This is a genomic window from Kitasatospora sp. NPDC041988, assembly GCF_055588525.1.
This window is the reverse complement of record NZ_JBVJCO010000030.1, coordinates 16,721-36,824: the sequence shown is the minus strand read 5'-3', so window position 1 is coordinate 36,824 and position 20,104 is coordinate 16,721. Positions and strand designations below refer to the sequence as shown.

Here is a 20,104-nt window from a genome sequence, read left to right as displayed (position 1 = left end):
GACCGCGCGGCGCAGACAGGTGCTGCCAGTACCAGGATCAGCAGGCTCTAACCACCAGTACCGGCCGGGGCCCACGCTGGAGCCATGACGGACCTTCAGATCCGGCCCGGCGTGGCCGGCGGCACCACCCCCGGCCCGGCCACCCGGCCCGGGATGCTCCTCGCCCTCGTCCTCTGCGGCCAGTTCATGGCCGTCCTGGACGTCTCCATCGTCAACGTCGCGGTCCCGACCATCCGCACCGACCTGCACGCCTCCGGCGCAGCACTCCAACTGGTCATCGCCGGCTACACCATCGCGTACGCGGTGCTGCTCATCACCGGCGCCCGGCTCGGCGCCCGCTACGGCTACAGCCGGCTGTTCCAGCTCGGCCTGGCCGTCTTCACCGCCGCCTCGCTCGCCTGCGGCCTCGCCCCGGCCACCGGCTGGCTGATCGCCTTCCGGCTGCTCCAGGGCGCCGGCTCGGCCCTGATGGTGCCGCAGGTGATGAGCCTGCTCCAGCGGACCTTCACCGGCGCCGCCCGCGCCCGGGTGCTCGGCCTCTACTCGGCGGTCCTGGCCGGGGGCATGGCGATCGGCCAGGTGCTCGGCGGGGTGCTGGTCAGCGCCGACCTGTTCGGCACGGGCTGGCGCCCGGTGTTCCTGGTCAACGTCCCGATCGGGCTGGCCCTGCTGGCGGCCGGCGCCCGGCTGCTGCCGAATGTTCCGGGCGACCGCGACCGCGGCTTCGACATCCCCGGCCTGGTCGTGCTCGGTGCGGCCCTCGGGCTGCTGGTGGTGCCGCTGGTGCTCGGCCACGAACTGGGCTGGCCGGTCTGGGGCTGGGTGATGCTCGCCGGCAGCGCCGTCCTGCTCGTCCTGTTCGCGGTCGTCGAGCGGCGGATCGCCCGGCGAGGAGGCCAGCCACTGATCTCCGGCCGGGTACTGCGGGCACCCGGGCTGCGCCCGGCGGCCGGCGGCCTGTTCATGATCATGGCGGCCTTCTCGGGCTTCCTGTTCGCCTTCGCCCTCCACCAGCAGGCCGGGCTCGGCCACAGCGCGCTGCGGGCCGGGCTCTGCTCGGCGCCGGTCGCGGTCGGGTTCGGGGCCTCCAGCCTGCGCTGGCAGCGGCTGCCCGCCCGGTTGCACGGCGTCCTGCCGGTGCTCGCCACCGTCCTGCTCGCCCCCGGCTACCTGCTGCTCGGCGTACTGCTCGGCGACGGCGCGGAGATCGGCGCGGCCGCGCTGCTGGAGATGACCGTGCTCGGGCTGGTCGCGGGCTTCGGGTACGCGCCGCTGTTCGCCCGGGCGCTGGGCGGCGTCGCCCCGGCGGACGCGGCGGACGCCAGTGGCGTGATGGTGACGGTCATCCAGCTCGGCCAGGTGGTCGGGGTGGCGGTGCTCGGCTCGGTCTTCCTCGGCGGGGTCGACCTCCCGGCCCCGGCCCGCGACTCCGGGCACGCGCTGCTGGTGACCACCGGCGTGATCGCGGGCGCCGTCGCGCTCGCAGCGGTCTTCGCCGCCCGCACCCGGCGGTCGGCGGGGTAGGCGCATGCGGGGGGTGCCCGCGAATCCGCCCGCCCACCTGCCGCGTACCCCGCCGGCGTACGTGCCCGTGCACGTGCCCGTGCGCCCGCCCGTCGGGCCTTTCGGCGGCACGTCCGGGAGGGGCGGCACCTCCCGGACGTACGTCCGGTCAATGGATTCGTGGAGCACCCCTTCGACCGTGTAAAGTAGTCGATGTCGCCGAGGGAAACGGAAGAAAACCTCCGGTGACAACGCAGGTCAAGGGGCTGTAGCTCAGTTGGTAGAGCGCTTGCATGGCATGCAAGAGGTCCGGGGTTCAATTCCCCGTAGCTCCACAGGAATCGAAGGCCGCCTCCCGTTTCGGGGGGCGGCCTTCGGCGTTCCTGGAGTCGTCCGGAGTCCTCGGCGTTCCTGGGGTTCTCGGAGTTCCGGGTGTTCCCGGTGTTCGTCGGGGTGCTTCGGGGTGGTTCGGGTTCACGGGGGTTCTCCGGTCTTCCGGTGGAGGCCGGTTTTCGTGAACGGCTCGGCGGCCGGCCCCGGAGGACCGCTACCGTCGTGTCATGGCCGATCTGGAGCGCAGGCGCAACGAGGAGTTGGCCCGGATACTCCACCAGCTGGGCTGGAACCCGGAGCGGCTCGCCCGCGAGGTGAACCTCACCCTGTCGCCCGGCCTGGCCATCAGCTCCACCGCCCCGTACAAGTGGCGCGACCGCGGCATGGTCCCGCGCAGCCCGCACGACCAGACCGTCTGCGAGGTGCTCGGCCGCGCCCTCGGCATCGCCGTCACCTACGAGCAGCTCTGGGGCCGGATGGGCGGCAATCGGGGCGCCAAGATCCTCTCGCCGCACCTGCTCACCGACCCGTGGACCGCCGACACCGCCCAGACCGCGCTGCGCGAGGCGGCCACCGACGCCGGACCGGTCCGCCTCACCGATCTCTTCCGCGGCGCCGACCTCGACCAGGCCGCCCGGCGGCTGGCCACCCCGCCACCACCGGTCGGCGGCGGCGAGGGCGCGCTGCGGATCGACCCCGGCCTGGTGGGCGACCTCGGGCTCTCCCACCAGAGCAAGCTGCGGCTGGAGCGGGCCTGTGGCGGCGGGCTGGTGCTCGGCCCGGCCCGGGCCGAGCTGGCCATGGTCGCCAAACTGCTGGAACTCGGCGGGTACGACGAGCAGCTCGGCCGCGCGCTGTACGGGACGGCCGCCCGGTTTGCCCGGCTGGCCGGCTGGGCCGCGTACGACCTCGGGCACGAGGCCGCCGCCCAGCGGGCGTTCGTCGCCGCGCTGCGGGCCGCGCACCTCAGCGGGGACCTCCGGCTCGGGGTGGGCGTGGTCGGCTGCCTGGTGGTGCTGGCCACCCAGAGCACGGGCGGACGGGGGCTGGACGCGCGGGGGCTGGACGCCGTCGGCGCGCTCGCCGGGGCGCTGGAGGCGGCCGGGGACGCGCTGGGCCCGGCCGACCGGGCGCTGCAGCTCGGCCGGATCGCCCGGGCGCACGGGCGGCGCGGCGAGCCGGAGGAGGTACGGGCGGCGGCCGAGCTCGCGTTCGCGGAGCTGGACGGGCGGGGGTTCGCGGGGCCCGCCCAGCAGGCTTTCGCGGCGCCGGACGTGCAGGCTTTCGCGGGGCCGGGTGGGCGGACCGGGGGTGTGGCCGGGGGTGCCGGGGCCGCCTCGGTGGCGGGCGACGGGTTCGGGCAGGCGCGGGCGGACCTCGCGGGCATGGTGGGGGAGGGGTACCTCTTCCTCGGCGACCACCGGCGCGCCCAGTCCCTGCTCACCGAGGCGGTGGCCGGCCTCGGTGACGGCCGGGCCCGGGCCAGGGCACTGTTGATGGTCCGACTGGCCGACTCGCAGCGCCGCACCGGCCGCCACCAGGAGGCCGCCACCACCGCCGACCGGGCCCGCGCGCTGGCCGCCGGCATGCAGTCCGAGCGGGTCGCCCGGGCACTGCGCGACTTCGACGCGGCCTCCCGGGCGGGATTGCCGGGAGAGGCCTGATGCCCTTGCGGTACCCTGAGCCCATGCGAACTGTGCGCCTGCTCCTTAGCCGGCCGCGCTGACCAGGACCGGCCCCGCTCACGGGCGGCTGCCGGAGTCGGCGTGGCATCCCCTCCTGCGAGGGGCTTTTTTGTTTTCCACCGCCTTTTCCGCAACCGCCTCACCGGCACGGCCGTCCGCGGCCGGTCACCCGTCCGGTCACCGGCCGCGGTTCGCCAACTGACATCGATGGAGCCAGAAGGACCATGAGCGAGACGACCCCTGCTTCCGGCGCGGCCGAGGCCGCAACCGAGCCGTTCCGGTACAGCGCCACCCTGGCGGCGGAGATCGAGTCCCGCTGGCAGGACATCTGGGAGAAGGAAGGGACGTTCCACGCCCCCAACCCGGCCGGCGACCTGGCCGACCCGGCCGCCGGTGACGTCGCCGCGAAGCCGCACAGCTTCATCATGGACATGTTCCCGTACCCCTCGGGCGCGGGCCTGCACGTCGGCCACCCGCTGGGCTACATCGCCACCGACGTCTACGCCCGCTACCAGCGGATGACCGGCCACAACGTGCTGCACACGCTGGGCTACGACGCCTTCGGCCTGCCCGCCGAGCAGTACGCGGTGCAGACCGGCACGCACCCGCGGGTCTCCACCGAGGCCAACATCGCCAACATGCGCCAGCAGCTGCGCCGGCTGGGCCTGGGCCACGACCCGCGCCGCTCGATCGCCACGATCGACCCGGAGTACTACCGCTGGACCCAGTGGATCTTCCTGCAGATCTTCAACTCCTGGTACGACCAGGAGGCCGGCAAAGCCCGCCCGATCGCCGAGCTGATCGCGCAGTTCGAGGCCGGCACCCGTGAGGTGCCGGGCGGCCGCGCCTGGACGGAACTGTCCGCCGCCGAGCGTGACGAACTGCTGGGCGAGTACCGGCTGGCGTACTCCAAGGAGGTGCCGGTCAACTGGTGCCCCGGCCTGGGCACCGTGCTGTCCAACGAGGAGGTCACCGCGGACGGCCGCTCCGAGCGCGGCAACTTCCCGGTGTTCAAGTCCAACCTGCGCCAGTGGATGATGCGGATCACCGCCTACTCGGACCGGCTGATCTCCGACCTGGACCTGCTGGACTGGCCCGAGGCCATCAAGCTGCAGCAGCGCAACTGGATCGGCCGCTCCGAGGGTGCCCGGGTCGACTTCGCGGTGGACGGTGAGAAGATCACCGTCTTCACCACCCGCCCCGACACCCTGTTCGGCGCCACCTACATGGTGCTGGCCCCCGAGCACGGTCTGGTCGACACGATCGTCCCGGCCGCCTGGCCCGCCGGCACCCGGGACGAGTGGACCGGCGGCGCCGCCACCCCCGCCGAGGCCGTCGCCGCCTACCGCGCCACGGCCGCCGCCAAGTCCGACGTCGAGCGCCAGGTCGAGGCCAAGGTCAAGACCGGCGTCTTCACCGGCGCGTACGCGGTGAACCCGGTCAGCGGCGAGCCCGTCCCGGTCTTCATCGCCGACTACGTGCTGATGGGCTACGGCACCGGCGCCATCATGGCCGTCCCCGCCCACGACCACCGCGACTTCGCGTTCGCCCGCGCCTTCGAGCTGCCGATGCGCTGCGTCGTCCGCCCGACCGACGGCCGCGGCGACGACCCCGCGCAGTGGGACGACGCGTTCGACACCTACGACTCCGTCATCGTCAACTCGGCGCACGACGAGGGCACTCCGGACGGTGTCTCGCTGGACGGCCTGAGCGTGGTCGACGCCAAGGCCGCCGTCACCGCCTGGCTGGCCGAGCGCGGCATCGGCGAGGGCACCGTCAACTACCGCCTGCGCGACTGGCTGTTCAGCCGTCAGCGGTACTGGGGCGAGCCCTTCCCGATCGTCTACGACGAGGACGGCGTCATGCACGCGCTGCCCGAGTCGATGCTGCCCGTCGAGGTCCCCGAGGTCGACGACTACTCGCCGCACACCTACGACCCGTACGACTCCACCTCCTCGCCGAAGACCCCGCTGTCGCGCAACGAGGCCTGGGTCAACGTCGAGCTGGACCTGGGCGACGGACCGAAGACCTACCGCCGCGAGACCAACACCATGCCCAACTGGGCCGGTTCGTGCTGGTACGAGCTGCGCTACGTCGACCCGACCAACGGCTCGCGCGTCGTCGACCCCGCCAACGAGCAGTACTGGCTGGGCCCGACCGAGCAGAAGCCGGCCGGCGGCGTCGACCTGTACGTCGGCGGTGCCGAGCACGCCGTACTGCACCTGCTGTACGCCCGCTTCTGGCACAAGGTGCTGCACGACCTGGGCCACGTCTCCTCGGTCGAGCCGTTCCACAAGCTGTTCAACCAGGGCATGATCACCGCCGACGTCTACCGCGACGAGCGCGGCTTCCCGGTGCCCGCCGCCGAGGTCGAGGAGCGCGACGGCGCGTACTTCTGGCAGGGCGAGCCGGTCAAGCGCGAGGCCGGCAAGATGGGCAAGTCCCTGAAGAACGCCGTCGCCCCCGACGAGATCGCCGACGAGTACGGCGCCGACACGCTGCGCCTGTACGAGATGTCGATGGGCCCGCTGGACGTCTCCCGCCCCTGGGACACCCGCGCGGTCGTCGGCTCGTACCGCTTCCTGCAGCGGCTGTGGCGCAACATCGTCTCCGAGGCCACCGGCGAACTGGTCGTCACCGACGAGGAGCCGGACGAGGCGACGCTGCGCGTGTTGCACAAGGCCATCGACGGCATCCGCGGCGACATGGCCGGGCTGCGCTTCAACACGGCCGTGGCCAAGGCGATCGAGCTGAACAACTTCCTGGTGAAGCGCGGTTCCACGCCGCGGTCGGTGGCCGACCAGCTGGTGCTGATCGTCGCCCCGCTGGCCCCGCACATCGCCGAGGAGCTGTGGCGCCGCCTGGGCCACGGCGAGTCGCTGGCGCACACCGACTACCCGGTCGCCGACCCGGCGTACGTGGTGGACGAGGCGGTGACCTGCGTCGTGCAGATCAAGGGCAAGGTCAAGGCCCGGCTGGAGGTCGCGCCGTCGATCTCCGACGCCGAGCTGGAGGCGCTGGCCCTGGCCGACCCGGCCGTCGTCGCGGCGATCGGGGACGCGCCGGTGCGCAAGGTGATCGCGCGGGCGCCGAAGCTGGTGAACATCGTCACCGGCTGACGGTTGCTGCTGGGTGGGCGGGCGTCCTTCGGGGCGCCCGCCCGTTCGTTTGGGGGCGTGGGGGCCGGTGGCCTGGTGGCGCGGTGGGCGTCAGGGCTGATCAGGTGTGCTTGAGCCCGTCGAGGAGGCGGGCGACGTGGGTGGGTGCCCCGGCCGGTTCGAGCGGGGCGTGGCCGACCAGCAGGCGGTACCAGAAGAGGCCGAAGAGCTGGTCGGTGGCGGCCTCCAGGTCCGCGGTGGCGGGCAGTTCGCCGCGGTCGACCCCGCGGGCGAGGATCCGCAGCACCACCGCCCGCCGGCTCTGCACCCAGGCGCGGAACGGCTCCTCGAACGCCGGGTCGAGCTGGGCCTCGGCCATCAGCCCGCGCAGCGCACGCACCCGGAGCGGGTGCCGCGTGACCGAGTGGAGGGCGGCGACGAAGACGGTGAGGTCCTCGGCGGTGCTACCGGTGTCCGGTTCGGGCATGCGCTGCGCGACCGTCTCCTGATAGGAGTCGAGGACGAGCACGGCTTTCGAGCTCCACCAGCGGTAGATCGTGCTCTTGGCGACCGCGGCCCGTGCGGCCACCCGCTCGATGGTGACGGCCTGGTAGCCGCTCTCCTCCAGGAGCGCGGCGGTGGCGGCGAGGATGGCCTGGTGGGCTTCCTCGCTGCGGATTCGCCCGCCGGCGCGGCGGGTTTTCTGCTCTGGCATGACAGCACGGTAGCAGCGGTGCTAGCTTCAATCGAAACGCAACGGATCGTTTTGATTAAGGGGAGAGTCATGAGCGCGATCGTTGTGTCCCACGGCCTGGGGGCTCGTGAGGACAGTGTCTGGTTTCCGTACCTGGCGCGGGAGTTGGCGAAGTCGGGCGACACCGTCACGGTGCCCTCGCTGCCCGGCCCGCAGACGCCGGACCTGACCGCCTGGCGGCGCACCTTCGGCGACGCCGCCGGGGCCGCCGGCCCGGCCGCGGACACCGTGCTGGTCGGCCACAGCGTCGGCGGGGCCAATGTGCTCCGCTTCCTGGAGCAGTACGACGCCGAGGCACACGGCCGCTTCGCCGGTGTGCTGCTGGTCGCCACGCCGGCCAGGGACGTCGGCTACGACGTACTGAAGGAGTTCTTCGCCGAGCCGTTCGACTGGGAGCGGATCCGGGCCACCGCGGAAGGCTTCCGTGTGCTCCAGGCCCTGGACGACCCGGTCAACCGGCCGGACCCGGCCGCGCACGCCCGCGACCTGGTGGCCGGGCTGGGCGCCACGGCCGTGATCACCGCGGAGGGCGCGCACTTCGGGGCGACGCCGGACGACCACGTGGAGGTGCCGGAGGCGGCGCGGCTGGTGCGGGAGCTGCTCGCGGCGCGGCCGCGGGGGTGAGGCGGGGGTGAGGTGGGGTGTCGGGGGTGTCAGGGTGGCGGGGCGGGGTGTCGGCGCCGCCGGGGCCGGGCTCTGGGGGAGATCCCCGATCTGTCCCTGATCTCCGGCGCAGAGCCCCGTTTGCCCTGCCCCCGGCCCCGGTGTGGCCGCTACGGTGGAACCCTCGGTGGGCCGGTCCGCGTTGGGCCGGGTGGGGGCCGGTTCGGCTGGCGGAAGGTGGCTCGTGATGGACGTGCTCGGCGTGATGCTCGGCCTGGCCCTGCTCTTCGGGCTCGCGGTGGTGGTGTTGGCCGTGGTCGGCACCGTGAAGGCGGCGAAGGCGGTGGCCCAGAAGGTCGAGCGGCACGAGGCCAACGCCCGGCGCGCGGTCGAGAACGTCACCCTCAAGGCGAAGACGTACACCAAACCCGGCCCGCAGGGCCAGATCTCGGCCGTCCGGCTCGGGCTGCGGACCTCCCTCGACGGCACCCGCCAGGTCCTGGAGAGCGGCCTCACCCAGGACGGTCAGCTCGGCGAGGCGCTCGCCCTGCTGCGGCGGCTGGACGCCCACGCGGCGGAGCTGGACGGGGAGCTGCGGATCCTGGAGCGCGAGCCGGACTCCGGGCGGATCGCGGCCAAGCTGCCCGAGCTGCGGGAGCGGGCTGAGCGGATCACGCACTCCGCCGAGACCATGCGCTGGGCCGCCCAGGACCGGATGCAGCGCTTCGCGGACGACGAGCTGAGCCGGCTCAGCCAGGAGTGCGAGAGCGAGGCGGGCGCGCTGCGGCACTGGGACTCCTCGGGCGGGGCTTCGGCGGGTGGTGTCGGGGGCTCGGGCGGGGCTGGTGCCGGGAGTGGCGCGGACGGGGGTCCTGCCCAGGGTTCCGCCACCGGGAGGCCCGCCACCGGGGGGCCCGCCACCGGGCGCGAGCAGGTGCAGCGGGCCGGGCTGACCGACGGCAAGGGCGGGCGGCCGAGCGCCGAGGAGCTGCTGGGGCTGGCCGACCCGCTGGCGCGGCTGGCGGACCGGCTGCGGAAGCCGTCGACGGGCCCTTCGGCCGGCTGAGCGGCAGCGGGGCCTGCGGGCCGTTAGGACCGAGCGGCCCGCGGGGCCGTGGGTCGGAGTGGTTGTGGCCTGAGCGGTCACGGGCTTGAGCGGTTGTGGGCCGGGGTGGTGGGGCTGAGCGGTTGTGGGCTTGAGGGTCGAGAGGGTGTGGGGCTTCGAGTTGCGTCCGGGCCTTCGGGTTGCGTCCGGGGTTCCGGGGTCGCCTCCGAGCCGGTCCGGGCGCTGTCCTCCGGGCCGGGCGCGGAGTAACCTCCGCCTCATGCCCGCCGACCTCGCGCTTGTCACCGATTCCACGGCCTATCTGCCGCAGGAGGCCGTCGACCGGTACGGAATTTCCGTGGTCCCGCTGAGCGTCGCGGTCGGTGACGCGGTCCTCGCCGAGGGCGTGGAGATCTCCCCCAAGGACGTGGCCGAGGCGCTGCGTGGCAAGCAGCGGGTGACGACGTCCCGGCCCAGCCCCGAGGCCTTCGCCGCCGCCTACCGGGCGGCCGCCGAGGCGGGCGCGCCGGGGATCGTCTCGGTGCACATCTCCGGCGAGCTGTCCGGCACCGTGGAGGCGGCGCGACTGGCGGCCGCCGAGGCGTCCGTCCCGGTGCAGGTGGTGGACAGCCGGCTGGTCGGCATGGCCCTCGGGTACGGCGTGCTGGCTGCGGCGGAGGCGATCGCGGCCGGGCAGGAGCTGGCCGAGGTGGCCGCGGCCGTCACTCGGCGTACGGCGCTGACCAGCGGTTTCTTCTACGTGGACACCCTTGAGTACCTGCGCCGCGGTGGCCGGATCGGGGCGGCTCGGGCGCTGCTCGGGTCGGCCCTGGCGGTGAAGCCGCTGCTGCACCTGGACGGTGGGCGGATCGAGCCGCTGGAGAAGGTGCGGACGGCCTCGCGGGCGATCGCCCGGCTGGAGGAGGTCGCGGTCGAGCAGGCGGGGGAGCGGGAGGTCGACATCGCCGTCCACCACCTGGCGGCCGAGGACCGTGCCGAACCCCTCGCGGAGCGGCTGCGGGGCCGGGTCCCCGGGTTGCGGGAGCTGTACGTGGGCGAGGTCGGCGCTGTGATCGGTGCGCATGTCGGGCCGGGGCTGCTGGCGGTGGTGGTCTCGCCGCGCTGAGGCGGGATCGGGTGGCGAGTAGTCAACTCTGAGGGGCGCTCCTCCCTCGTGTGAGTGACCTGATTTATCCACAACCCCCGGGTTGTCCACAGGCTTTCGGAAATTCTCGCGCGGGCGTCGGACCGCTCCTACCGTGCTCCGCATGACGAGCCTGACAAGCACGAAGACCGGCGCGCGCAAGCGCCAAGAGGTGATTGAGGCCGCGCGCCTGCGGATGGCGGCCCTGTTGCCGGCGGCCGATGCACAGGTCGGGGCGGGGGAGCCGACGACCACCGGGCCGCCGCCCGGTGGGTCGGCCGAGTCGTCCTTCGAGTCGTTGTCCGAGGCGTCGTCCGGTTCGCCGGCCCAGGCATCCTCCGGGCTGCCGTTCGGTGTGCTGCCCGGTGGGGCGACCGCTGAGGTGGCAGGCGGTCCGGCCGCCGCGGGTGCGGTGCCCGCGAGCGGCCCGGTGGCGGGCGAGCCCGGCCGTGTGCCGTTCCGGTTCGGCCCGGCGGTGATGCTCGACCGGCGGGCCGTGGTGGGGCTGATCGTCCTGCTGCTGCTTGCCGCGGGCTACGGCGTGCAGCACTTCTGGCTGGCCCGGCCCCAACCCGTCGACGTGCCGGCGATGGCGGTCGCCTCGGCGGAGCCGGAGGTGCGCGTTCCCGGCTCGCCCGAAGCCGCCCCCGGCCCGGCTCCGCCCACTGCGGGCAGCCCGGACGCGAGCACCGTGGTGGTGGTCGACATCGGCGGCCGGGTGCACTCGCCCGGCCTGCACGCCCTCCCCGGCGGCTCCCGGGTGGCCGACGCCCTCCGCGTGGCCGGTGGCCCCTTGCCCGAGACGGAGACCAAGAACCTCAACCTGGCAAGGGTGCTGACTGACGGTGAGCAGATCCTCGTCGGCGAGCCCGCGGCCCCGCCGGCCGGCGGCGCGGGTGCCGGGCCTCCCGCTCCGGCTGGGCCGAAACAGCCGGTCAGCCTGAACCACGCCACCCCCGAACAACTCGACACGCTCCCCGGGGTCGGTCCGACGCTTGCCCAGCGCATCATCGCGTTCCGCGCGGCCCACGGATCGTTCCGCTCGCTCGACCAGCTCCGGCAGGTGAGCGGCATCGGCGAGCGCACCTATGCGGAGATCAAGCCGATGCTCACCCTCTGACCAGCGGCCTGGTCCGGCCCGTGCGTCTTGCCCGTCGCCGTTCCCCCACCGCCCCGCCGACCCCGCCGAAGGGAGGTGCCGTCATCGCCGCCACCATGACCGTCACCGTCCAGTCGCCCGTCCGCCCGTCCTCGACCCCACCGCCGGTCGGCGACCTTCGACTCCTCCTTCCCGCCGTCGCGGCGTGGTCCGTCACGGCGGCCGTCCTCGGCCCCGGCGCGTGCCACCGCTCCCTGCTGCTCCCGGCAGCGGCTGCGGCCGCGCTCGCCGCCGTCCTCCTGATCGCCCGCCCGGGCGTGCGCCGTCGCCGGGGCGCAGGCCTGACGCTGGCCGCGGTGCTGCTCACCGGTGCGGCGGCCACCGTCGTGACCATGCTCCACACCGCCGACCTGCACCGGGGCCCGCTGCCGGCACTGGCCCAGGTGGCCGGCCCCGCCCCCGAGGTGGGCGTCGAGCTGACCGTCAGCGGCGACCCGGAGGCCCGCACCTCCCGGACCAGAGGGACGGCCGCCGGGCAGGCCGTCGTCACCCTGGACGCCGTGGTGGACCAGGTCACCGTCCTGGCCGGTCCCGAACCGTGGCTGGGCACCGGCGCGACCAGGACCCGAACCCCGGTGACGGTCCTGGCACGCGGGCCGGACATCGAGCGGTGGCGGCGACTGCTTCCGTCGGCCCGGGTCGCCGTCGAGGCCGACGTCCGCCCCGCGGGGGAAGGCCACGACGACGAGTCGGCCGCGCTGCTGGTCGCGCACGGGCCGCCCCGCGAGCTCGCGCCGCCGAGCCTGCCGCAGCGGATCGCCGGCCAGCTGCGCGCGGGCCTGCGGTCCGCGAGCGACGGGCTCCCGCCGGACGCGCGAGGACTGCTCCCGGGGCTGGTCGTCGGGGACACCTCGCGGCTGCCCGGTGACCTCCTGGACGCCTTCCGGGCCACCGACATGGCGCATCTGGTCGCGGTGAGCGGTGCCAACCTCGCGATCGTCCTCGGCCTCCTGCTCGGCGCGCCCGGCCAGGCCGGCACGCCCGAACGGCGAGGCCTGGCCGCCCTGTTCGGGATTCCGCTGCGCACCACCGCGCTGCTCGGCGCGGCGGTCACGCTGGCCTTCGTCACCATCTGCCGGCCCGAACCCAGCGTGCTGCGGGCCGCCGGCACCGGTCTTCTCGGCCTGCTCGGGCTGGCCACCGGCCGTCCCCGCCAGGCGGTGCCCGCCCTGGCCGGCACCGTCCTGCTCCTGGTGCTCGTCGACCCCTACCTGGCGCGGTCCTTCGGCTTCCTGCTCTCGGTGCTCGCCACCACCGGGCTGCTGGCCCTCGGCCCGCACTGGGCCCAGGCCCTGCGGGCACGGGGCTGGCCGCACCACCTGGCGGGCGCCGTCGGGGCGACGGCCGCGGCGCAGGCGCTCTGCGCACCCGTGACGGTGGTGCTGTCCGGGCACGTCAGCCTCGTCGCCGTCCCGTGCAACCTGCTGGCCGAGCTGGCCGTGGCCCCGGCGACGCTGCTCGGCTTCGCGGCGCTCGTGCTGGATCCGCTCTCCCCGGCAGCGGCCCGGCTGCTCGCGGAGGTGGCGGGCCTCCCGGCCGGCTGGCTGGCGGCGGTGGCCCGGCACGGCGCCGATCTGCCGGGCGGGCAGCTCTCCTGGCCGGGCGGACTCCTCGGCACGGTGACGCTCGGGCTTGCCACCGTGGCGCTGTGCTGGACGGTGCCGCTCCTGCTGCCCCGGCGGGCCCGAGCGGCCGGCCGCCGCGTTCGTGGCGGGTGGATCCGTCCGGTGGTCGCGGGCCTGCTCTTCCTCGTCCTGCTGGCCGTGCTGTTGCGCCCGCCCCTGCTCACCCGGCTCGCGACCGGCTGGCCACCCCCGGGGTGGCGGCTGGTCATGTGCGACGTGGGCCAGGGCGACATGCTGGTGCTGCCGGTGGCTTCGGACGGCGATTCCGCTCCGGACAGTGCGTTGGTGGTCGATGCCGGTCCGGATCCGCAGGCGGCCGACCGGTGTCTCCGCGATCTCGGGATCACCCGGGTCCCGCTCCTGTTGGTGACCCACTTTCATGCCGATCACGTGGAGGGTGTGCCGGGGGTGCTGCGGGGTCGCGCGGTCGGGGCGATCGAGGGAACGAGCGTGAACGATCCGCCGGGCGAGGCGGCCCGGGTGTCCGGGTGGGCGGCCGCCGCCGGGATCCCGTTGCTGCGGGCCCGGCGGGGTGAACGACGGGCGGCCGGGCCGGAGTTGTCCTGGCAGGTGGTCTGGCCGGAAGCGGAGCTGCCGGTGGAGGCGTCCGGCGCCAACAACGCCAGTGTGGCGTTGTTGGTAACCCTTGCGGGCGGGTTGCGGCTTGCTCTCCTGGGTGATCTCGAACCGCCGGCCCAGTCGGCGCTGCTGGGGAGGTTGGGAGGTGGGGTCAAGGTGGACGTTCTGAAGGTGGCTCATCACGGTTCGGCGCACCAGGACTGGGAGTTGGCCGCGGCGCTACGCCCCCGGTTGGCGTTGGTCTCCTGCGGCGAGGGCAACCCGTACGGTCACCCGTCGGCCAGGACGGTCGATCACTTGCGTTCTCTGGGTGCCACGGTGCTGCGTACGGACCGTGCCGGGGACATCGCCGTGACGGGCGACGCCCCGGCCCACCTCGCCGCAGTCGTCCACCCGCACGACGCCCATGCCGTGCACGGGCCCCGCGCTTCCCATGGCCTCCACCCGGCCGGCGGGCCGCGCGGCCCGCCGGCCTGACCGTCGCCCGCTCTCCTGCCCTCCTCACCGGGAGGAAGGGGACAGGGTGGGGAGGGAGGGAGGGAGGGGGTGGGGGCGGGGCCCAAGGTGACACGCCGGCCCGGGCACTGCCCGGGCCGGCGCGAGAAGAGACCAGGCCACCGCTTCGGCCCTGGCCTGGCACTTCCGAAGCGGGCCCGGAGGGCCCACAGCGTGGAGGAGTAGGAAGTCGGACAGGCCGACTTCCTACTCCGGGGACTGCGGCGGTCGGCCCCGTCGGAAGGGCCGGAGGCGACACGACGACCCGACCCCGCCCAGCCGGACCGCCCGGCCCAGCCGGACCGCCCCGCCCAGCGACCGCCCGGCCCGGGAGGACCAGTCCGGCTCAGCAGGACCAGCCCGACCCGGGGGGTGAGGTGGGGGCGAATGGGGGACCGGGACGGACGGTCAGCTCTCCTCGCGCCAGCCTTCGGCCTCGGCGGCGATGGCGTCGAGGGCGCGCAGGTGGGCGGGGGTCCAGCCGTTCTCTGGGGGTTCCACGACGACCAGCCACTGGGCGTCCTCGGCGTCGTCCTCGCCGGCCAGGGCGTCCCGGACGATTTCGAGCTCGCCGAGGTCGGGGTGGTTGGCGCTGAGCTCCTCCGCGGCCTCCTGGGCGGCGTCGCGGTCGGGCAGGACGAGGAGCTGCCGGGCGTTCGGGTCGAAGGCGTCCGGCTGGTCGGTGGTGGAGTGTTCGGTCACCCGTCCATTTTCCAGGCGCGCGCCCGGCGCCTGCGCGCACCCCCGGACTCCGGGCCGGGCGGGCCTGTCCGTACCGCGTGGGATGCTGGTAGGCGATGGCCAGGAAGAGTGCACCCGACGACCTGCTCGCCCCGCTGACCCTCGTGGTCGGCCAGGAGGAGCTGCTGCTGGACCGTGCGGTCGCCCAGGTGGTGGCCGCGGCGAAGGCGGCGGACCCCGACACCGACGTACGGGATCTCGCGCCCGGGAGCCTCCAGCCCGGCAGTCTGGCCGAGCTGACCACGCCCTCGCTCTTTGCCGAGCGCAAGGTGATCGTGGTCCGGGCCGCCCAGGATCTCGGTGCCGACTCCGTGAAGGAGGTCAAGGCGTACATCGAGGCACCGGCCGAAGAAGTGATCATGGTGCTGGTGCATGCGGGCGGCGCCAAGGGCAAGGGGTTGCTGGACGCGGGGCGGAAGGCCGGCGGCCGCGAGGTCGCCTGCGCGAAGCTGGCCAAGGCGTCGGAGCGGTTGGCCTTCGTGAAGGGCGAGTTCCGCACGCTCGGGCGGTCGGCGACCCCGGAAGCGTGCCAGGCACTTCTGGACGCGCTCGGCAGCGACCTGCGCGAGCTGGCAGCCGCGTGCAGCCAGCTCACCTCGGACGTCGAGGGCACCATCGACGACACCGTGGTGGCGCGCTACTACAGTGGCCGGGCCGAGGCGACCGGCTTCGAGGTGGCGGACCTGGCGGTCACCGGCCGGGCGGCCGAGGCGCTGGAGCGGCTGCGCTGGGCGCTGGCCGTGGGGCAGCCGCCGACCGGCATCACCTACGCGCTGGCGTCCGGGGTGCGCAGCATCGGCCGGCTGGCGACGACCGGGCGGAACATGCGCCCGGCCGATCTGGCGCGTGAGCTGGGCATGCCGCCGTGGAAGGTCGAGCGGGTCCGCCAGCAGATGCGCGGTTGGACGGGCGATGGCGTGGCCACCGCGCTGACGGCGATCGCGCAGGCGGACGCCGCCGTCAAGGGCGGCTCCGACGACCCTGCCTACGCCCTGGAGCGGGCCGTGGTGGCCGTCGCCCGGGCCGCCCGGGCCGGCTCCCGCCCGTACTGACCGGAGCGGGAGAACGGGCGAGGCAGATGGCCTCGCCTACTTCCCGCCGATGGCCTTGAGGATGTCCCGGGTGTCGTCGAGCATGGCCCGCCGGACGGAGTCGCGGTCCAGCGTGTAGTCCTTGCCGACCTGGTAGTTGTCGGTCCAGTAGAGCGAGAACGTCATTCCGCCGTCCAGGACCTGCAGGTAGTAGTTGATGTCGTGGTAGGTCCTGTCGGAGCTGGTCGGCTCGTCGCCGTAGGCGTAGTAGGCCTCCTGGCCGAGGTTCGGCACGTCGGCGATCTCGTACTTCTGCTGCTCGAAGTAGTGCCGGGTGGCGGCGTATTCGGGCGAGGAGTCGACAGCCTTGTGCAGCTCGACGCGGATGTCGAGGGTGGCGTAGTCCGGGGTGTCGCTCCCGCTGACGGAGCGTTTCATCAGGGCGTAGCACCGCATGATGTCCATGGACCCGCTGCGGCCGGTGTGCTCCAGCGGGTAGTTGTCCACCATCTTGTACTTCTGCCGGAACGCGGTGAGCTTGCCCGTCTCGCAGATCTTGTCGATGGCGTGGTACCCGTGGATGCTCTGCGCCGAGGAGTGGCCCTGCACCATCCTGGGCACGACGGCCACGGTGCCGGACCAGACGACCGAGGCGAGGATGGCGCCCACGAACGCCCAGACGGCGTTCCGCCGCAGGTTCCCGCGCTGACGGCCGGACCCGCCCGGCCCGCCCGCCGCGCCGGGCGAAACCGGCGGCACTCCGGGGGAGGTGGGCGGCAGCCCCGGCGAGGTGGGCAGTCCGGGCGGCGGGCCGAACCCGGGGGCGCCCGCCGGCGGCGGTTGCTGCCGCGGAAAGCCGGTGAACCCCGGCTCGCCCTGGGTCGGCGGTGGTGGCGGTGGCGTCGCCATAGGTGCTGCCCCCCTGAGCCTTCAACGCTTTCAAGGATTCCGTCGAACTCGGCGATTTCGGCGAACTCGGGGATGTCCGAACTCGGCGAACTCGGCGGCTTCCACGGACCGGCGAAGGTGATCGCCGGCCGGCGCTCTCCACGATGGCGGTCCCTGCGACCGTGATCCCGAAACTGCCGTGACCGACCATAGCGGTCGGACCACAGAACGCGACAGGCGCCGCAGCAGCCTCGGGGAAGAGGTCTGCTGCGGCGCCTGCCGCACTGCATGTGCACCGCACCCGCGTGGCGAACGCAGGCCGCGTGCGGTGCGAGTCTTGGTTCTCGCCTCGGGGATCCGGGTAGAGGGCCGGTTCGTCCCGAGGTGGTTGGGGCCCTGGGGCCCCGGGGGCGTCAGGCCTGGGTGGCGTTGACGCGCTTGGTGATGGCCGACTTCTTGTTGGCGGCCTGGTTGGCGTGGATGACGCCCTTGCTCACGGCCTTGTCGAGCGCCTTGGAGGCGGCGCGGGCCAGCACGACGGCCTTCTCGGTCTCGCCGGCGGCAGCGGCCTCACGGGCCTTGCGCAGAGCGGTCTTCAGCGAGGACTTGACGGCCTTGTTGCGCAGGCGCGCCTTCTCGTTGGTCTTGTTGCGCTTGATCTGGGACTTGATGTTCGCCACGAAAGAGCCTCAGTCTTGTGTGTTAAACGATTCTGGGGTCCCCCCGGCCGGAGGCTGGGGGAGGTTGCACCGCGCGGCCGTCGGACCAGCTGAGAGGGCATGCCGAGGCCAGGTGCAGCGCCCCACGCTACCAGGGGCGCACCGCCTGCCCCAAACCGGACGCCGCGGGAAGCGTTCACGTCCCGAGTGGCCCCGGGCAGCCGACTCCGTCGCAGCCGGGCCGGGGCCGGGTCAGGCCCGGAGCACTGGCTCCCCGTAGTGCTCGACCTCGGGGAACGGCTCGTAGAAGCGGTGCAGCAGCTCCCGCCACCGCTGGTACTCGGGGGAGCGGCGGAACCCCTCCGTGTGGTCCTCCAGCTGTTCCCACTCCACCTGGAGCAGGAACCGCGAGCCGCGGCCCTCGTCCAGGCAGCGCCGCAGCTCCAGGGAGCGGAAACCGGCCTGGACCGCGATCAGCGGCCGGGCCTCGGCGAAGGCGGCGAGGAAGACCTCCTCCTGGCCGGGAACGACGTCGAGCAGCGCACTTTCCAGGATCATGCGACGGCATCCTGCCGCACACCCGGACGCCGGGGGAACGGCCATCCGACGCCCCGGCGCAACCGATCGCCCGCCCGGGGAACGGCCGACCGACGCCCGGGCAACAGCCGACCGCCCCTGCGGGGGACAGCCGGTCGCCCCCACCGGAAGGCCCGCCGGAGCCCCCGGGAAGAACCGAACGGCGGGGCACGTCGCGCTCGTGGGAGTATGGGAGGAACTATTTCGATCGGACGACTGTCCGGTCCCCGGGAAACCGGTCAGCGATGACCAGGACACCCCCGGCCCCCGGACCAACGGAGAATCGGACCAAGGTGCCCGCGACCCCCAGCAATGTGCCAGAGCCCAGCCGTACCGACCCGGCGCTGATCCGCAACTTCTGCATCATCGCCCACATCGACCACGGCAAGTCGACGCTCGCAGACCGGATGCTCCAGATCACCGGTGTGGTCGACCCGCGGCAGATGCGCGCCCAGTACCTCGACCGGATGGACATCGAGCGCGAGCGCGGCATCACGATCAAGTCGCAGGCCGTCCGCCTCCCGTGGGCGCCGAAGACCGGGGCTGACGCCGGCACGACGCACATCCTCAACATGATCGACACCCCGGGCCACGTGGACTTCACGTACGAGGTCTCCCGCTCGCTCGCCGCGTGCGAGGGCACCATCCTCGTGGTGGACGCCGCCCAGGGCATCGAGGCGCAGACCCTCGCCAACCTGTACCTGGCGCTGGAGAACGACCTCACGATCGTCCCGGTGCTGAACAAGATCGACCTGCCGGCCGCCCAGCCGGAGAAGTACGCCGCCGAGCTCGCCCACATCATCGGGTGCGACCCGGAGGACGTCCTCAAGGTCAGCGCCAAGAGCGGCCTCGGCGTGCCGGAGCTGCTCGACCACGTGGTCGACCGGATCCCGGCGCCGGTCGGCGTCAAGGACGCCCCGGCCCGCGCGATGATCTTCGACTCGGTCTACGACTCCTACCGCGGCGTGGTCACCTACGTCCGTGTCGTCGACGGCCAGCTCACCAAGCGTGAGCGGATCGCGATGATGTCCACCGGCGCGACCCACGAGCTGCTGGAGATCGGCGTCATCTCGCCCGAGCCGAAGGTCGCCGACGGCCTCGGCGTCGGCGAGGTGGGCTACATCATCACCGGTGTGAAGGACGTCCGGCAGTCCAAGGTCGGTGACACCATCACCTCGATGCACAAGGGCGCGACCGAGCCGCTGGGCGGCTACAAGGACCCGCGCCCGATGGTGTTCTCCGGCCTCTACCCGCTGGACGGTTCGGACTACCCGCTGCTGCGCGACGCCCTCGACAAGCTGCGCCTGAACGATGCCGCGCTGGTCTACGAGCCGGAGACCTCGGTCGCGCTCGGCTTCGGCTACCGCTGTGGCTTCCTCGGCCTGCTGCACCTGGAGATCATCCGGGAGCGCCTGGAGCGCGAGTTCAACCTCGACCTGATCTCCACCGCCCCGAACGTGGTCTACCGCGTCGTGATGGAGGACGGCACCGAGCACACCGTCACCAACCCGAGCGAGTTCCCGACCGGCAAGATCGCCGAAGTGCACGAGCCGGTCGTGCGCGGCACCATCCTGGCGCCGAACGAGTTCGTCGGCGCGATCATGGAGCTCTGCCAGAGCCGCCGCGGCAACCTCCAGGGCATGGACTACCTCTCCGAGGACCGGGTCGAGCTGCGCTACACCCTGCCGCTCGCGGAGATCGTCTTCGACTTCTTCGACCACCTGAAGTCCAAGACCCGTGGTTACGGCTCCTTCGACTACGAGCCGATCGGCGAGCAGACGGCCGACCTGGTGAAGGTCGACATCCTGCTGCACGGCGACGCGGTGGACGCGTTCTCCGCGATCGTGCACAAGGACAAGGCCTACAACTACGGCGTGATGATGGCCGGCAAGCTGCAGAAGCTGATCCCGCGCCAGCAGTTCGAGGTGCCGATCCAGGCGGCGATCGGCTCCCGGGTGATCGCCCGCGAGACGGTCCGCGCGATCCGCAAGGACGTCCTCGCCAAGTGCTACGGCGGTGACATCTCGCGTAAGCGCAAGCTGCTGGAGAAGCAGAAGGAAGGCAAGAAGCGGATGAAGATGGTCGGTCGCGTGGAGGTCCCGCAGGAGGCCTTCATCGCCGCGCTGTCCACCGACGCCGAGGCGCCGAAGGAGAAGAAGTAACCGACGGCGCACGAGGGGCCCGGG

Annotated in this window: 15 protein-coding genes and 1 tRNA gene; 11 read left to right on the top strand and 5 right to left on the bottom strand. The window is 73.3% G+C overall.

What is annotated here, in order from left to right:
• The first annotated feature begins 84 nt into the window (after positions 1 to 84).
• The 4 genes from ACZ6NC_RS27035 (at position 85) to leuS (ending at position 6,640) form a co-directional block, all read left to right on the top strand.
• On the top strand, positions 85 to 1,524 hold the full coding sequence (locus tag ACZ6NC_RS27035; protein WP_465736361.1) for an MFS transporter: 1,440 nt from the start codon (positions 85 to 87) through the stop codon (positions 1,522 to 1,524).
• Positions 1,525 to 1,765: 241 nt separating this feature from the next.
• Positions 1,766 to 1,838, top strand: a tRNA-Ala gene (locus ACZ6NC_RS27030).
• Between the two features lie 225 nt (positions 1,839 to 2,063).
• Complete coding sequence (locus ACZ6NC_RS27025; RefSeq protein ID WP_465736360.1) at positions 2,064 to 3,500, top strand: hypothetical protein; 1,437 nt, start codon at positions 2,064 to 2,066, stop codon at positions 3,498 to 3,500.
• A 245-nt stretch (positions 3,501 to 3,745) separates the two neighbouring features.
• Complete coding sequence (gene leuS / locus ACZ6NC_RS27020) at positions 3,746 to 6,640, top strand: leucine--tRNA ligase (RefSeq protein ID WP_465736359.1); 2,895 nt, start codon at positions 3,746 to 3,748, stop codon at positions 6,638 to 6,640.
• Between the two features lie 100 nt (positions 6,641 to 6,740).
• Here leuS and ACZ6NC_RS27015 read toward each other — a convergent pair whose 3' ends face one another.
• Positions 6,741 to 7,334: a TetR-like C-terminal domain-containing protein gene (locus ACZ6NC_RS27015; RefSeq protein ID WP_465736358.1), complete on the bottom strand. Its 594-nt coding sequence runs from the start codon at positions 7,332 to 7,334 to the stop codon at positions 6,741 to 6,743.
• Between the two features lie 69 nt (positions 7,335 to 7,403).
• On the opposite strand from ACZ6NC_RS27015, the gene ACZ6NC_RS27010 reads away from it, so the two are divergent.
• From ACZ6NC_RS27010 to ACZ6NC_RS26990, 5 genes are all read left to right on the top strand, one after another.
• Entirely contained in the window at positions 7,404 to 7,997 is a 594-nt protein-coding gene (locus ACZ6NC_RS27010) for an alpha/beta fold hydrolase (RefSeq protein WP_465736357.1), read from the top strand.
• Positions 7,998 to 8,223: 226 nt separating this feature from the next.
• Complete coding sequence (locus ACZ6NC_RS27005; protein WP_465736356.1) at positions 8,224 to 9,042, top strand: hypothetical protein; 819 nt, start codon at positions 8,224 to 8,226, stop codon at positions 9,040 to 9,042.
• A gap of 259 nt (positions 9,043 to 9,301) precedes the next feature.
• Positions 9,302 to 10,147, top strand: coding sequence for a DegV family protein (locus ACZ6NC_RS27000; protein ID WP_465736355.1), 846 nt, complete (start codon positions 9,302 to 9,304; stop codon positions 10,145 to 10,147).
• 142 nt (positions 10,148 to 10,289) lie between these two features.
• Positions 10,290 to 11,285, top strand: coding sequence for a helix-hairpin-helix domain-containing protein (locus tag ACZ6NC_RS26995; protein WP_465736354.1), 996 nt, complete (start codon positions 10,290 to 10,292; stop codon positions 11,283 to 11,285).
• A 95-nt stretch (positions 11,286 to 11,380) separates the two neighbouring features.
• Complete coding sequence (locus ACZ6NC_RS26990) at positions 11,381 to 14,005, top strand: ComEC/Rec2 family competence protein (RefSeq protein ID WP_465736353.1); 2,625 nt, start codon at positions 11,381 to 11,383, stop codon at positions 14,003 to 14,005.
• A gap of 426 nt (positions 14,006 to 14,431) precedes the next feature.
• On the opposite strand, the gene ACZ6NC_RS26985 is transcribed toward ACZ6NC_RS26990, so the two are convergent.
• Positions 14,432 to 14,725 carry a hypothetical protein gene (locus ACZ6NC_RS26985; RefSeq protein ID WP_465736352.1) on the bottom strand — a complete coding sequence of 98 codons (294 nt, stop codon included), beginning with the start codon at positions 14,723 to 14,725 and terminating at the stop codon, positions 14,432 to 14,434.
• A gap of 95 nt (positions 14,726 to 14,820) precedes the next feature.
• Here ACZ6NC_RS26985 and holA point away from each other — a divergent pair, with 95 nt between their 5' ends.
• The gene (holA, locus tag ACZ6NC_RS26980; protein ID WP_465736351.1) at positions 14,821 to 15,816 is read left to right on the top strand and encodes a DNA polymerase III subunit delta; all 996 of its coding nucleotides are present in this window, start codon (positions 14,821 to 14,823) and stop codon (positions 15,814 to 15,816) included.
• 36 nt (positions 15,817 to 15,852) lie between these two features.
• Here holA and ACZ6NC_RS26975 read toward each other — a convergent pair whose 3' ends face one another.
• From ACZ6NC_RS26975 to ACZ6NC_RS26965, 3 genes are all read right to left on the bottom strand, one after another.
• Positions 15,853 to 16,704: a hypothetical protein gene (locus tag ACZ6NC_RS26975; RefSeq protein ID WP_465736350.1), complete on the bottom strand. Its 852-nt coding sequence runs from the start codon at positions 16,702 to 16,704 to the stop codon at positions 15,853 to 15,855.
• A 392-nt stretch (positions 16,705 to 17,096) separates the two neighbouring features.
• The gene (gene rpsT, locus ACZ6NC_RS26970; RefSeq protein ID WP_350741439.1) at positions 17,097 to 17,363 is read right to left on the bottom strand and encodes a 30S ribosomal protein S20; all 267 of its coding nucleotides are present in this window, start codon (positions 17,361 to 17,363) and stop codon (positions 17,097 to 17,099) included.
• 231 nt (positions 17,364 to 17,594) lie between these two features.
• Positions 17,595 to 17,900, bottom strand: coding sequence for an antibiotic biosynthesis monooxygenase family protein (locus ACZ6NC_RS26965; protein ID WP_465736349.1), 306 nt, complete (start codon positions 17,898 to 17,900; stop codon positions 17,595 to 17,597).
• A gap of 311 nt (positions 17,901 to 18,211) precedes the next feature.
• Between ACZ6NC_RS26965 and lepA the strand changes: the two genes are divergently transcribed.
• Positions 18,212 to 20,080: a translation elongation factor 4 gene (lepA, locus tag ACZ6NC_RS26960; RefSeq protein ID WP_465736348.1), complete on the top strand. Its 1,869-nt coding sequence runs from the start codon at positions 18,212 to 18,214 to the stop codon at positions 20,078 to 20,080.
• Positions 20,081 to 20,104 lie beyond the last annotated feature (24 nt).

What these genes read in the sequence shown, in the direction of transcription:
- ACZ6NC_RS27010 (WP_465736357.1), top strand. Translation starts at nt 7,404, where the DNA reads ATGAGCGCGATCGTTGTGTCCCACGGCCTGGGGGCTCGTGAGGACAGT.
- ACZ6NC_RS26965 (WP_465736349.1), bottom strand. Translation starts at nt 17,900, where the DNA reads ATGATCCTGGAAAGTGCGCTGCTCGACGTCGTTCCCGGCCAGGAGGAG.
- ACZ6NC_RS26995 (WP_465736354.1), top strand. Translation starts at nt 10,290, where the DNA reads ATGACGAGCCTGACAAGCACGAAGACCGGCGCGCGCAAGCGCCAAGAG.
- ACZ6NC_RS27015 (WP_465736358.1), bottom strand. Translation starts at nt 7,334, where the DNA reads ATGCCAGAGCAGAAAACCCGCCGCGCCGGCGGGCGAATCCGCAGCGAG.
- ACZ6NC_RS26990 (WP_465736353.1), top strand. Translation starts at nt 11,381, where the DNA reads ATGACCGTCACCGTCCAGTCGCCCGTCCGCCCGTCCTCGACCCCACCG.
- ACZ6NC_RS27000 (WP_465736355.1), top strand. Translation starts at nt 9,302, where the DNA reads ATGCCCGCCGACCTCGCGCTTGTCACCGATTCCACGGCCTATCTGCCG.
- ACZ6NC_RS26975 (WP_465736350.1), bottom strand. Translation starts at nt 16,704, where the DNA reads ATGGCGACGCCACCGCCACCACCGCCGACCCAGGGCGAGCCGGGGTTC.
- ACZ6NC_RS27005 (WP_465736356.1), top strand. Translation starts at nt 8,224, where the DNA reads ATGGACGTGCTCGGCGTGATGCTCGGCCTGGCCCTGCTCTTCGGGCTC.
- ACZ6NC_RS27035 (WP_465736361.1), top strand. Translation starts at nt 85, where the DNA reads ATGACGGACCTTCAGATCCGGCCCGGCGTGGCCGGCGGCACCACCCCC.
- leuS (WP_465736359.1), top strand. Translation starts at nt 3,746, where the DNA reads ATGAGCGAGACGACCCCTGCTTCCGGCGCGGCCGAGGCCGCAACCGAG.
- holA (WP_465736351.1), top strand. Translation starts at nt 14,821, where the DNA reads ATGGCCAGGAAGAGTGCACCCGACGACCTGCTCGCCCCGCTGACCCTC.
- ACZ6NC_RS27025 (WP_465736360.1), top strand. Translation starts at nt 2,064, where the DNA reads ATGGCCGATCTGGAGCGCAGGCGCAACGAGGAGTTGGCCCGGATACTC.